This is a genomic window from Exiguobacterium sp. SH1S21 (genome assembly GCF_004337175.1).
Classification (GTDB): Bacteria; Bacillota; Bacilli; order Exiguobacteriales; family Exiguobacteriaceae; genus Exiguobacterium; species Exiguobacterium aurantiacum_A.
In genome coordinates this window covers 41636-55533 of sequence record NZ_SJUY01000004.1, presented here as the reverse complement: position 1 = coordinate 55533, position 13898 = coordinate 41636, and the positions used below count along the sequence as shown (strand labels likewise).

Here is a 13898-nt window from a genome sequence, read left to right as displayed (position 1 = left end):
TTCTCTCGTCAACGCTCGCTTCTTCTTATATAATCGACAGTGAATCTATCGAACAATGGAAAGTGAGATGACACGTAATGGGTCGTAAATGGAACAATATTAAAGAGAAAAAGGCGTCTAAAGACGCCAATACGAGTCGTATCTACGCGAAGTTCGGCCGCGAGATCTACATCGTCGCCCGCCAAGGTGAACCTGATCCGGAATTGAACCAATCGCTCAAGTTCGTCGTCGAGCGCGCGAAGACGTATAACGTCCCGAAAGCGATCATCGACCGGGCCATCGACAAAGCGAAAGGCGGCGACGAAGAGAACTTCGACGAACTCCGCTATGAGGGCTTTGGGCCGAGCGGGTCGATGCTCATCGTCGACACGCTCACGAACAACGTCAACCGGACCGCCTCTGAAGTTCGAGCCGCGTTCGGCAAGAACGGTGGTAACATGGGCGTCAGCGGGTCGGTCGCGTATATGTTCGATGCGACGGCCGTCATCGGTGTCGGCGGGATGACAGCAGACGACGTGCTCGAACTCATGATGGAGCACGACCTCGATGTCCGTGACGTCATCGAAGAAGACGAGACGGTCATCGTCTATGCCGAGCCGGAAGAATTCCATGCCGTCCAGACCGCGTTCAAAGCGGCGGGTGTGGAGACGTTCGAAGTCGCCGAGCTGACGATGCTACCGCAAAACGAAGTCGAACTCGACGAAGCGTCGAAAGAGCAATTCGAGAAACTACTCGACGTACTCGAAGACTTAGAAGACGTTCGTCAGGTGTACCATAACGTCGAACTATGATGAAGAAGCGATAACTTTTCGAAGTTGTCGCTTTTTTTGTTTTCATGATTTGACAAGTCATAAAACGTATGTTAAATTTCAAAAGTCTTTATCGTATTAAAGTGATAACAAGAGAAAGAACTTATGATTCGAAAGGTGTTGGAACTCATGAATGCTGTATTATTAGCTGTCATTGTCTTATTTGCTCTCGCGATCAGTCGTGTCCATATCGTCTTATCGCTCATCCTCGCCGCCATCGTCGGTGGACTTGTCGGAGGACTCGGTTTCAACGACACGTTGACCGCTTTCAGCGACGGGCTTGGTGGCGGTGCCACGATCGCCCTCAGCTACGCCCTGCTCGGTGCGTTCGCTGTCGGCTTGTCAAAGACCGGCCTGCCTGACGTCCTGGCTGAACGGTTGATCAGCATGTCTGGTCGTGATGTGACCGGCAAGAGTGTCGGTCGCGTCAAAGCGATACTGCTGTCGCTGCTGCTCTTACTCGCTATCAGCTCACAGAACGTCTTACCGATCCACATCGCCTTCATCCCGATTGTCGTACCGCCGTTACTCGTCTTGTTCAATGAGTTGAAACTCGATCGCCGGCTCGTCGCGACGATCCTCACGTTCGGGCTTGTCACACCGTACATGTTGCTACCGGTCGGATTCGGCGGCATCTACTTGAACGAGATTTTGCTCCCGAACGTCGAGACGAACGGGATGGCCGTCGGTGACGTCAATATCGTCAGCATCATGGCCATCCCGGCACTCGGGATGCTCGTCGGACTCATCACCGCTTTCTTCCACTATCGGAAACCGCGGTCGTATGAAACGATCCAACTCGGGCCGAGCGACTATGAGGTCCGCACGTTGAGCAACATGAAGATTTGGTTGACGGCGATCGTCGTCTTGGTCGTCTTGGTCGTTCAATTGCAGACCGAATCGATGATCGCTTCGGCCGTGACCGGTTTGATCCTGTTGACGCTCTTCCGTCTCATCCCGTGGTCAGAAGCGGACGATATCTTTACGAGCGGCATGCGCATGATGGCCTTCATCGGTTTCGTCATGATCGCCGCGAGCGGATTCGCCGCCGTCATCCGTGAAACGGGTGCGATTGAACCGCTCGTGAGCGGAGCAAGCAACTTGATGGGTGACTCGCAGTTCCTCGCCGCCCTCGTCATGCTCCTCGTCGGTCTCATCATCACACTCGGTATCGGCTCGAGCTTTTCGACCATACCGATCATCGCCGCTATCTTCGTGCCGTTATGTATCCAGTACGGCTTCTCGGTCGAAGCGACGATCGCCATCATCGGGACGGCCGGAGCGCTCGGTGACGCCGGTAGCCCGGCGAGTGATTCGACGCTCGGACCGACGAGCGGTTTGAACGCGGACGGGCAACACGACCACTTGCGTGAGACGGTCTGGCCGACGTTCCTCCACTACAACATCCCGCTCATCGTCTTCGGCTTGATCGCCGCGATGGTATTATAATCACTTCCGGTTACGCCGCGCGTAAATCGTGCCGAGCAAGACGAGCACGAGTAAAAACCAAAACCCGGTATACATGAGGACTTCTGTTAGCATCTCTGACTCCTCCTATTGATCAATCTAAAAAGGAGCGACATCGCGTCGCTCCTTTTTATGATGAAGTTTTTAGACGAGATTGACAAGCCTCCAAGTAAGCGTCGACCGTTTCAGCGACTTCTCGCCCTTCGCGGATTGCCCAGACGATCAAGCTTTGTCCGCGTCTCGCGTCCCCGGCGACGAAGACGCCGTCCACGTTCGAAACGTAGTCTTGCTTCGCTTCGACGCCAAGTTTGCGTAATTCGGATTCAGGACGTTCAAAGCCGATGGCGACGAGGACGAGGTCGGCCGGATACGTCTTAACTGAATCTTCGACGACGAAGAACGTCGCGTGACCGTCCGGCTTGACGATCTTTTCCATCCGTTCCGTCTCGATGCCTGCGACGCGACCGTCTTGGCTAATAACTCGATTCGAGCGGATCAAATACGTTCTCGGGTCATGCTCATAACGCTCGATCGCCTCGGCGTAAGCATAATCGACCGAAAGCGTGTCTGGTTGAAGTGGCCACGGACGTTCTGGCGCCCGGAACATGCCTTTTTCCGGGTGTTTACCGAACTGTGTGACCGATTTCGCACCTTGCCGGATCGCTGTGGCGACACAATCGGCCCCGGTGTCACCGCCACCGATGACGATGACGTCTTTCCCGGCCGCGTCATACTGTGCGTCGATCATTTTTCCGCCGAGCACCCGTGTCGACTCGGTCAAATAGTCCATCGCCGGTTCGACGCCGGTCGCGTCGTCCCCTTCGATCCCGAGCGTCCGCTGTTTCTGTGCCCCCGTCGCGAGGATGACGGCATCAAACTTGTGGCGGAGTGACTCGACCGTCACATCAACACCGACGTTGACACCTGTCTTAAAGCGGATTCCTTCCGCTGCCAGCAAGTGAATCCGGCGCCGGACGACGTCTTTATCAAGCTTCATGTTTGGGATCCCGTAAAACAACAACCCGCCCGCCTCGTCAGCTTTTTCATACACAGTGACGTGATGACCGATTTGATTCAACTGGTCCGCCGCAGCGAGACCCGCTGGACCGCTGCCGATGATGGCGACCGAGCGTCCGGTACGCATCTGGATGAGGCGCGGCTGGACCCACCCTTCTTCGAACGCGCGGTCGATGATCGTCCGTTCGATCGATTTGATGGCGACCGGGTCCTCGCTGATGCCGAGCGTACACGACCCTTCACATGGGGCCGGACAAACGCGGCCCGTGAACTCTGGGAAGTTGTTCGTCTCCATCAACCGCTCGTAAGCGCGATACCAGTCTTGGTCCGAGACGAGCTTGTTCCATTCCGGAATCAAATTGTGGATCGGGCACCCGATCGTCTCTTGCCCGATCATGTCACCGACGTGACAAAACGGGGTCCCGCAGTCCATGCAGCGCTCGGCCTGCTTGACGATCGGTTCATCGTCCATCCGGGATGCATATTCATCATAGTCACGTATCCGCTCAAGCACTGTCCGCTCAGGGAGCGTCTCACGTGGGATATCGATAAATTTATGTCTCATACTACGCCTCCTTCAGTCACGACCCGAAACAGTTCGAGGGCACGGTCTGCCTCGTTCAGTTCCGGACGAGTGGCTTCAATTTGACGCATGACGTCAAGTACGTTCGCATAATCGCGAGGTACGATTTTGACGAAGCGCTTCCGCTCGTCATCGAACGACTCGAGGATACGACTCGCTTTCACACTATCCGTGTGGAATTGATGCATCTCGAGCAGCGTGTAAATCTGTTCTGTGTCCTCATCGGTCAACTCGCGTTCGACCGCTACGAGTTCCGTGTTGACGAGTTGGTCATAGTCTTGGTCGCCGTATAGGAAGGCGACACCTCCGGACATCCCGGCCGCGAAGTTGCGGCCGACCGTTCCTAGGACGACGACCGTCCCACCGGTCATATATTCACACCCGTGATCCCCGACGCCTTCAGTGACGGTAACGGCACCTGAGTTTCGGACCGCGAACCGTTCCCCCGTGTGTCCGTTGAAGAATGCCATCCCCGATGTCGCCCCGTACAGGCAGACGTTGCCGGCGATGATTTGTTCGCTCTCGTCGAACGGGGCATGTTTCTCAGCGATGACCGCGAGTTTCCCGCCGCTCAATCCTTTTCCGACATAATCGTTCGCATCCCCGATCACAGAGATCGTGATGCCATGAGGAAGAAATGCGCCTAAACTTTGTCCGGCCGATCCGCTCAGTCGGAGTGAGATCGTATCTTCAGCCAAACCGATGTTGCCGTGAACTTTCGTCACTTCGTAGCCGAGCATCGTCCCGACGGCCCGGTCCGTATTGCGGACCCGCCCGACGAAGAACGTCGGTTGAAGCGATTTAATCGAACGCGATACGGCTGGGATCAATTTTCGATGGTCGTACGACTGAAAAGCCGGATGAGGTAACTCTTCCTTCCCCGGTAACGCTGTCGGGACCGATAACATCGGTGTCAAATCGAGCATTTTCGCTTTCGCGTGCTCCTGTTTCCAGGCGCTCTCTTCTAGCAAGTCCGTTCGGCCGATGACCTCACCGATCGTCTTCGCGCCGAGCGAGGCGAGTATTTCGCGCACTTCTTCGGCGAGGAACGTCATGAGATTGACGACGTGTTCCGGTTTACCCATGAACTTTTGGCGAAGCGCCGGGTCTTGTGTCGCGACGCCGACCGGACACGTGTCCAGATGACAGGCCCGCATCATGATACAGCCGAGCACGACGAGCGGTGCCGTCGCGAACGCGTATTCCTCCGCCCCAAAGATGGCGGCGAGGACGATATCGCGTCCGGTCATGAGCTTGCCGTCCGTCTCGAGCGTGACGCGACCGCGAAGTCCGTTCAATGCGAGCGTCTGGTGTGTCTCAAGCAATCCGAGCTCCCACGGGAGACCCGTATGCTTGATCGACGTCCGAGGCGAAGCCCCTGTCCCGCCATCGTAGCCGCTGATGACGATCGTGTCGGCGTTCGCTTTGGCGACGCCGGCCGCAATCGTTCCGACACCGGATTTCGAGACGAGCTTGACGCTCACTTTTGCTTTCGGATTGACGTGCTTCAAGTCAAAGATCAATTGGGCCAAGTCTTCGATCGAGTAGATGTCATGGTGCGGTGGCGGCGAGATGAGCCCGACACCCGGGACTGAGCCGCGCACTTCGGCGACCCACGGGTAGACTTTATTGCCCGGCAACTGCCCACCTTCACCTGGTTTCGCACCTTGCGCCATCTTGATTTGAATCTCATCGGCATGATACAAATATTCGGCCGTGACACCAAATCGTCCACTTGCCACTTGTTTGATCCGACTGATGCGTTCGTTCCCGTCCGCGTCAGGAGTGAAGCGGTTACGGTTTTCGCCGCCTTCACCTGAGTTGCTCTTCCCGCCGATCCGGTTCATAGCGATGGCGAGCGTCTCATGTGCCTCTTTCGACAGTGAGCCGAACGACATCGCGCCCGTCTTGAAACGGCTGACGATCGAGGCGACCGATTCGACCTCGTCGATTGGGATAGGCTCTTGCGATTTAAAGTCGAACAACTGTCTTAAAAATTGACCGGATGCTTCGTGCTGTTTGACGTAAGCGTCATAATAACGACGTTCGTTCTCGCGGCATGCCCGTTGCAACAAGTGAATCGACTTAGGGTTAAAGGCGTGTTCTTCCCCATCGGCTCGCCACTGGAAATCTGCTCCCGCTTCAAGCGGACGGTCACGGCTAAATGCCGATTCGTGCTGACGCCGCGATTCTGCTTCGAGCTCCTTGAAGCCGATCCCGGACAGTTGTGACGTCGTCCCTCGGAAATGACGGTCGATCAATGCGCGGTCGATGCCGACCGCCTCAAAAATTTGTGCTCCCCGGTAACTTTGCACGGTCGAGATCCCCATCTTCGACATGATTTTGACGATTCCATCGACTGCAGCCGTTTGATAGCGGCGGATCGCTGCTTCAACCGAGAACGAAATCAATCTGGCTTCTACCGCTTCGGCGATTGTCGCGTACACTAAATACGGATAGACCGCATCGGCCCCGTATCCGATCAAAGCGGCGGCTTGGTGCACTTCTCTCACTTCTCCGCTTTCAGCGATGAGACTGCATGACGCCCGTAAGTTCGACCGAATCAAATGTTGATGGACCGCGCTCATGACGAGCAGGGCCGGCATCGCGAGCGATGACTCGGACATGTCACGGTCAGACAAGACGATGACTTCAGCCCCATCTCGGACGGCCGCATCGACACGTTCAAACAATGACTCGAGCGAACGTTCGAGGTCTGTTTCATACGTTGTCGTGATGCGGGCGACGTTCATTTTCAACTTCACCGCCTCGACTGTCGCCGCGTCAATAATCGGATGTTCGAGCCAGACGCGGCGGGCGTGTCCCCGACCGGTATGAACCGGATTCGCTTGAGGACCGAGCCAAGTGAACGTCGCCGTGACGATTTTCTCGCGCAACGCGTCGATCGGCGGGTTTGTCACTTGGGCGAAGTGTTGCTTAAAGTAATGGAACAGCGACCGCGGTCGCTCTGACAAGACGGCGACCGGTTGGTCATGGCCCATCGAGCCGATCGGATCTTTTTTCTCGAGGATGAGCGGCACGAGATATTGCTCGATATCCTCTTTCGTGTATCCGAACGCCCGTTGTTTACGGTGCACCTGTTCGACGACCGGTTCATTCACAGGCTGGTCCGCAATCGTCGTCATCTGCTTCAACCATTTCCCGTACGGTTCGGCCCGGGCGATCGTCTGTTTGATCTCTGCGTCTGGGATGAGACGTTTCGATTCCAAGTCGATGAGGAGGAGCTGCCCGGGACGGAGACGCTGCTTCGTCTTGACGTTCTCCGCGTGGACCGGGATGACCCCGCTCTCAGACGACAAGATGAGTTCCCCGTCCATCGTCTCGATATAACGCATCGGCCGCAAGCCGTTCCGGTCCAAGATTGCCCCGATTTGACGCCCGTCCGTGAAGACGACGCCCGTCGGTCCGTCCCACGGCTCCATGATCGACGAATGGTACTGGTAAAAGTCTTTTTTGAACGGATCCATCGATACTTCGGCGAACGGCTCAGGGATGAGCATCATCGCCGTGTGTGCGATCGAACGACCGGTCCGAGTGAAGAACTCGAATGCGTTGTCGAGCATCGAGGAGTCACTGCCCGTTTCTTGGAGCACGGGGAACAGTTCGTTCACATCATCGAACAGGTCGGTCGAGGTCACACCTTCGCGGGCACGCATCGCATCGATGTTCCCGCGTAACGTGTTGATCTCACCGTTATGCACGATCATCCGGTTCGGATGGGCCCGCTCCCATGACGGGAACGTGTTCGTCGAGAACCGGGAATGGACGATCCCGAACGTGCTCTTATAAGCCGGCGATTGCAAATCGAGATAAAACCGCTCAATCTGGATCGGCGTCAACATCCCTTTATAAACGATCGTCTTCGTCGACAGGCTCGGAAGATAAAGGTTTAATTCGTCTGTTTTCTCGATCATCCGGCGAAGCTGATAGAGCGAGCGTTCGTTTGAATCGTAGTCTGCGAACGGACACGACACGAACCATTGATAAATCGTCGGTTGTGTCACCCGAGCGTGTTCACCGATCGCCAAACTGTCGACCGGCACTTCCCGCCAGGCGATCGTCGCGAAATCGAGTTCATCGGCGAGTCGCTCCATTTGTTGTTGCTTGTCGCGCAACTTTGTCTCGTTCGGTTGGAAAAACACCATCCCGACCGCATAGCCCCCCGGCGCTGGCAAGTTCATCGTCTGAGTGAACAACTCGTGTGGCAACTCGGTCATGATGCCGGCCCCGTCACCAGCGTCGATGACGCCTTGCCCACCTCTATGTTCGAGCTTACAGAGCATCGATAGCGATTTGCTGACGATATCGTGCTTTGTTTCTCCCATTAAATTGACATATAACCCAATACCGCATGCATCTTTTTCGAATCGTGGATCGTACAAACTTGTTCGCTCCATCGAATCAGCCCCTCTCTATCCATCTTGTTCGTAAATTTTATTTTGTTCTAAATATTCTGAAAAATCAAGTATGTTGAATGAGTTTTTGCATAACGGTAACGGAATGAATATTTTTTGAAAGCGGATACATATTTGATATCAAGGGATTTTTAAAAACAACTTATAATCCATAATGAATATTTATCCACCAAATATATTTATGTATAGGTTCACCAGAACTTGTTATTCCCAAAGAAAAAGATAGCCCGTTTTAGGCTATCTTTTTCTTTGTCATACTGTTTTTCTGGAGTGATGCAAAAACGAACGCGGCCGTTTCCAAATGATCAAGCCGACGTAACCGAGCGCGAGCACGATGAGCGCGCTCACGAGGACGACGTAAAGCGTCCCGTTGTCGATTCGGGCGAAGATGCCCACATACGCCCAGGCGAAGACGAGCGGGTAGATAAAGTCGCGGTGCCACCACATGAACACCAAAGCGAGGACGACCCCGACCATGAGCATGAGTGACGTCCATGCCAACTCATCTAAGCCGAGCAACGTCGTAATCCGTTCCGTCTTCATGACGATGAAGACATTAACGATCGTCGCGACCGACACCCAACCGAGGTAAACCGAGAATGGGAAACGGTCAAGCCAGCTCGTCGACGTGCGGAAGGCGATGTAATACAACCAAGCGAGCGTCGCTAAAAACGCCGCCATGACGACGAGCGAGGCGATGAACCACTCGTTTGTGAACGCGAGCAGCCAAAGACCGTTCAAAATACACGACACGAGGAAACCTGCCTTCATCCGGTTAGCCTGTCGGTTCGCGACCGACCCTTTCTTCAATTGGAGTACGAGCCACACTGCGAGCGCGACGTAAATGAGTCCCCAAATCGAGAAAGCGTATCCGGCCGGTTTGAAATAAATATCGATCCGGTCTGACACGGCCGCGTTATCACCGCTCGCGAAGTAGTTGATGACGACCGTCGCTAAAAACGCCAGCCAGTTGACCAAAGGCCATTTTGACAAGTCCATAAATAGGATCTTCCGAAGAAGACCTGACACCTCCTTTATTAACATAGTATTCTATACCCGTGTGTCTCTGCTCATACACAAGCGAAATGAAAAAGAGACTCAAATAATGAGTCTCAATCGGTTTAAAATTCAATCGTGTCAGGGTCTGGACCGATGCGTTCATGTGTCGCGACCGCATCGATTTTCGCCATATCCTCAGCATCGAGTGTGAAGTCGAAGACGTTGAAGTTTTCTTCGATCCGGTGTGGTGTGACCGATTTCGGCAAGGCGACGTTCCCTGTCTCTAAGTGCCAACGGAGGACGACTTGAGCCGGTGTCTTCCCATACTTGTCAGCGATTTCAGCAAACACCGGGACATCGAGGAATTTTCCTTGCATGAGCGGGCTCCACGCCTCGATTTGAATGCCTTCATCTTGGCAGTACTCGACGAGATCCGGTTGCGGGAGTTGCGGATGAAGTTCGACTTGGTTGATGAGTGGCGTCATCAGACCCGCTTCTTTCAACGCTTCAAGATGATGCTCTTTGAAGTTCGAGACGCCGATCGCTTTGATTTTTCCAGCCTCATACAAGTCGACAAGATCTTTCCAAGCGGCGACGAAACCGTCGACCGGCCAGTGAAGCAGGCACAAGTCCAAATAGTCGGTCTCGAGGCGAGCGAGCGACTCGTCGAACGCATCCTTCGTCCGTCCTTGACGGATATCCTCGTTCCAAATCTTCGACGTCAAAAAGATGTCGGCGCGGTTGACGCCTGAAGTCATAATCCCTTTGGCGACGCCTTCTTCGTTTTTATAGACGGCCGCCGTATCGATGTGACGGTACCCGACTTTCAACGCCTCGGCGACAGCTTGTGGCGCCTCGGTCTCATTGTCTACTTGCCAGACGCCAAATCCGATCATCGGGATTTGAACGCCGTTTCGTAACGTTGCGAGTTGCATAAATCATTCCCCTTTCTAATCTGTCGAGCTGATTGTAACATACCCGACATCTTATTCCGAAAAACTAAATCGTCAAGTCTTTCCGTGTGAACCAGCCATAGCAGGAGACGATGATCAACACGTTCAGCGCTGTCAGCCAAAACAACGACAACCAAACCGAATCTCCTTGAATCAATGCGTTTGCGTCAAATAGAGAGAAGATCGACAGGTTTCGCAACCAGTCGAATTGATCGCTGAAGCCTGAGAAGATGTTGGCAATCAAGAAGATTGAAAAGATGCCGCCTGTGACCATGTACGACCGGGTGCTGTCATCGAACAGGCTCGCGAGCACGTAAGCGAGCGACCCGAGGACGAGCAAGATGAGACCGGCGTTGAGTTGCAACGTCCACAACAGACCGCTATCGATGTTTAAGTCGAACAACACGTTCGCGAGCATGAGGCTGAGCCCGTTCAATCCGACGAACAAGACGGTCGCGATGACTAGCAAGGCGATACTCGCCGTCACGTAGCCGCTTCTTGAGATTGGGGCCGCCATGTAGAGCATGACCTCGCCCGAGTCGACCGGTTTGGCCATGAGCCTTGACGCGAACGTCAACGCGAACAAGATGGCGAGCACGTAGAAGATGAGCCCATAATAGTTCCCGGCGAGCAGGTTGATGACGTTGTCCATCGCGAGATTCGGGTCGATCTTGAACACGTCGAGCAGCTCTGGCGGTAGTGAATCGAGCTTCCCTTCGATCAGGCCGGTCTCTTGAATCGATGGGAAGATGGCCGCCAAGAAAAACAAGTACACACTCGTCCCGAGCGCGTAACCTAATATCCAACCCCGATTTTGCTTGAACAGTGACGATACGAGTACCATTTAAGTCGCCTCCCCGTAATATTGCATGAACATGTGCTCGAGTTCGTCGGTGCCGCTCGTCAAAGACGCGATGTCGTGACGGGCGAGCAGCTCAATCAAGCCGTTCAACTCTTCTGACGTCGATAGCGACACCGTGACGAATGTCTGGTCACGTGTCCCGATCTGTTCGCTCAATTTGATCGCCGCCGCCTCGTCTTTCATGCCGATGCGATACGTCTTTTTGCTTCGCCGTTTCAGCTCCGCCATCTCTTCTTCGATGATCATCCGGCCGTCGCGGATGAGGGCGGCCCGGTCACACGTCTTCTCCATCTCCGGGAAGTGGTGCGAGCTCATCAAAATCGCTTTCCCGGCCGCTTTTTCAGCGAGCACCCAGTCGACGAGACGCTCTTGCATGAGCGGGTCGAGCCCGCTCGTCGGCTCGTCGAGGACATATACAGGAACGTCTTTCATGAAACACGTGACGATGGCGAGTTTTTGCTTCATCCCTTTCGACATCTTCCGGACTTTCAAACCCGTATCGAAAGCGAACACGTCGAGCAATTGACGCTCCCGCTCCGCACTCGTCACGTGAAGGCGTCTCGTCAGACGAATGACTTCTTCCCCGGTCATGTCTTGCGGGTAGTTGATCTCACCTGGCAAATAGCCGACGAGCGCCTTCACCGTCTCGGTCTCCTTCCAGCAATCATGCCCCATCACGGTCGCTTTCCCCGAGTCGGCGTGGAGCAGTCCCATCAAATGACGAATCGTCGTCGACTTCCCGGCACCGTTCGGACCGATAAAGCCGAAAACGGTGCCGGGCTCGACACGGAACGAGACGTCGAAAATGCCGTGCGTCTGGTCAAACCGTTTCGTCAACTTCTCAATTTGGATCATTTCGCCCTCTCCTTTTTGAAATATAAACATGATATGATTACAAAACTAGTATATCACGTTATTTTTTGAAATGGAAATGGTATATTGATTACAAAACAATGGAGAAGAGGGATGAAGGTGGACGGTTTTACGAAACGGACGGAGACGAAACAACGGGCCATACTTGACGCCGCCAAGTCGCTGATGAGCGAGAAGCAGTCACGTTTCACAATCAGTGAACTTGCCCGCTCTGCCTCAGTCTCTCCTGTCTCAATTTACAATTACTTCGGTTCGAAGGAACAAGTCGTCCTTCAAGTGCTCACTCGTCTGACCGAAGATGAGATGGGCTGGATCGATGAGCGCATCGGGGAACACATCCCGTTCGAGGAGTTACTGATTGAGATATTAAGACGGAAAATTGAATCGGCGGCATTGTTCGATGACGCGGTGTTATCAATCGTCACGGCCGACCCGTCGTGGCAACAACTCGCGGCCCGAGGGTATGCCGCGTTCCGAAGCTTGATCGAGTACGGCAAGACGACCGGGGCGATCGATCCAGACGTATCGACCGATGCTTACCTTCGTTACGTTCGCTTGATGCAACAGGCAGTTTTATCAGATCCAGATTTCACTTCGCACGAAATGACCGAGACGATGCAGGAGTATTTTCATTTTTTCTTGCACGGGATCATGCGACGAAGTGATTAAAAACAGGCGACAATCCGCGGATTGTCGCCTGTTTCGTTCACTGCAGTTGTCGGTAGACATGGTCTTCTATCGGATAAAGCGACAGATCAAGTTCGCAGTCTCCCGTCAGCACCAAGTCAGCAAGCACTTTGCCGATAAACGGGCCGACCGTCAAGCCCGATGAACCGAGACCGTTGGCGACGAGTAATTTCTCCGCCCCCGGCACACGACCGAGAACCGGGATCGAGTTCGGTGTGACCGGACGGAAGCCGACACGTGTCTCGATCAATTCGGCTTCGGCTAACCCAGGTGCCGACTCAAGGCCTTTTGCGAGCACTTCATGGACACCGACCGCCGTCCGGCGTGCATCGAACGCCTTACCCCGCTCATGCGTCGAACCGATGACGACCCGCCCCCCTTCGAAGCCGAGCAAATACCGGCGTCGCGGCGGCATGACGACCGGCCAATCTGACGCATCGACGTTTGGCAACTGGACGTGGACGATTTGCGCTTTCTCCCCCGAGACGCGTGCCGTATAACCGATTGGCTCCATCAACTCAGGCAACCATGCCCCACAGGCGAGCACGATCTCATCGGCCTCATAGCGGACACCGTCACATTCGACGTGATAGCCGTTTTCTTCGACGAGAACGGCAGAGCCGTCGATAAGTTTCACGCCACGTTTGACGGCGACTCGTTCTAGTGCCGCGCGCAACTTCTCGCCGTCGACGCGGGCCCCGCCTGCGACGAGGAGCGCATCGTATTCATCTGACAGCGGTGGGAAAAGAACTTTCGCCTCTTCAGCCGACAGTCTTGTCAACTCACCGATCTCTGGTGCCTCTTCCCGGCGCAGCGTCGTCCGCTCGAGCATCTCGTTCAACTTCTTGTCTTCATGCAACGCGAGCGTCCCGACGCGTTTATAGCCGGTATCACGCTCACCCTCATTCATTAACTCGGCGACGACGTCTCTATAATAGCGGGCACCGCCTTTTGCGAGCGCGTACCAGGCTTTATTGCGGCGTTGGGCGATCCACGGACAGACAATGCCTGCGGCCGCGTCGGTCGCCCGGCCCACTTCTTTTCGATCGATGACGGTGACATCGGCTTTCCCGGCCAAATGATAGGCAGCCGAGATGCCGACGATGCCCGAACCGATGATAATAATTTTTTTCATAAGTTTCGCCCTCTTTAATCGCGAGGGCGGTCACATCCTTTCCTGTCTTCCTAAAAAAATCATCGGCCCAAGGCCGA

At 54.6% G+C, this 13898-nt stretch carries 10 protein-coding genes; 3 read left to right on the top strand and 7 right to left on the bottom strand.

Features of this window, described 5'->3' with window-relative positions; all coding sequences use genetic code 11:
* Positions 1–77: 77 nt before the first annotated feature.
* Both EVJ24_RS07110 and EVJ24_RS07105 read left to right on the top strand, forming a co-directional pair.
* On the top strand, positions 78–791 hold the full coding sequence (locus EVJ24_RS07110) for a YebC/PmpR family DNA-binding transcriptional regulator (RefSeq protein ID WP_070327338.1): 714 nt from the start codon (positions 78–80) through the stop codon (positions 789–791).
* 147 nt (positions 792–938) lie between these two features.
* Positions 939–2258, top strand: a complete 1320-nt coding sequence (locus EVJ24_RS07105) for a Na+/H+ antiporter family protein (protein ID WP_131440554.1) — start codon at positions 939–941, stop codon at positions 2256–2258.
* 148 nt (positions 2259–2406) lie between these two features.
* Here EVJ24_RS07105 and EVJ24_RS07100 read toward each other — a convergent pair whose 3' ends face one another.
* The 6 genes from EVJ24_RS07100 to EVJ24_RS07075 all read right to left on the bottom strand — a co-directional run bounded on the left by EVJ24_RS07100 (position 2407) and on the right by EVJ24_RS07075 (position 11981).
* Positions 2407–3858: a glutamate synthase subunit beta gene (locus tag EVJ24_RS07100; protein ID WP_131440552.1), complete on the bottom strand. Its 1452-nt coding sequence runs from the start codon at positions 3856–3858 to the stop codon at positions 2407–2409.
* Entirely contained in the window at positions 3855–8294 is a 4440-nt protein-coding gene (gltB, locus tag EVJ24_RS07095; protein WP_131440550.1) for a glutamate synthase large subunit, read from the bottom strand. The genes EVJ24_RS07100 and gltB overlap by 4 nt, the downstream gene beginning before the upstream one ends.
* Before the next feature lie 270 nt (positions 8295–8564).
* A complete protein-coding gene (locus EVJ24_RS07090; RefSeq protein WP_131440548.1) occupies positions 8565–9311 on the bottom strand; it encodes a TspO/MBR family protein in 747 nt (248 codons plus the stop codon).
* 122 nt (positions 9312–9433) lie between these two features.
* Positions 9434–10246: an aldo/keto reductase gene (locus EVJ24_RS07085; protein ID WP_131440546.1), complete on the bottom strand. Its 813-nt coding sequence runs from the start codon at positions 10244–10246 to the stop codon at positions 9434–9436.
* 64 nt (positions 10247–10310) lie between these two features.
* The gene (locus EVJ24_RS07080; RefSeq protein ID WP_131440544.1) at positions 10311–11108 is read right to left on the bottom strand and encodes an ABC transporter permease subunit; all 798 of its coding nucleotides are present in this window, start codon (positions 11106–11108) and stop codon (positions 10311–10313) included.
* Positions 11109–11981, bottom strand: a complete 873-nt coding sequence (locus tag EVJ24_RS07075; protein ID WP_236637588.1) for an ABC transporter ATP-binding protein — start codon at positions 11979–11981, stop codon at positions 11109–11111.
* A 111-nt stretch (positions 11982–12092) separates the two neighbouring features.
* Here EVJ24_RS07075 and EVJ24_RS07070 point away from each other — a divergent pair, with 111 nt between their 5' ends.
* Positions 12093–12668 (top strand): TetR/AcrR family transcriptional regulator, encoded by a 576-nt coding sequence (locus EVJ24_RS07070; RefSeq protein WP_236637587.1) that lies wholly within the window; start codon positions 12093–12095, stop codon positions 12666–12668.
* Between the two features lie 37 nt (positions 12669–12705).
* On the opposite strand, the gene EVJ24_RS07065 is transcribed toward EVJ24_RS07070, so the two are convergent.
* On the bottom strand, positions 12706–13821 hold the full coding sequence (locus EVJ24_RS07065) for an NAD(P)/FAD-dependent oxidoreductase (RefSeq protein WP_131440538.1): 1116 nt from the start codon (positions 13819–13821) through the stop codon (positions 12706–12708).
* Positions 13822–13898: the final 77 nt, after the last annotated feature.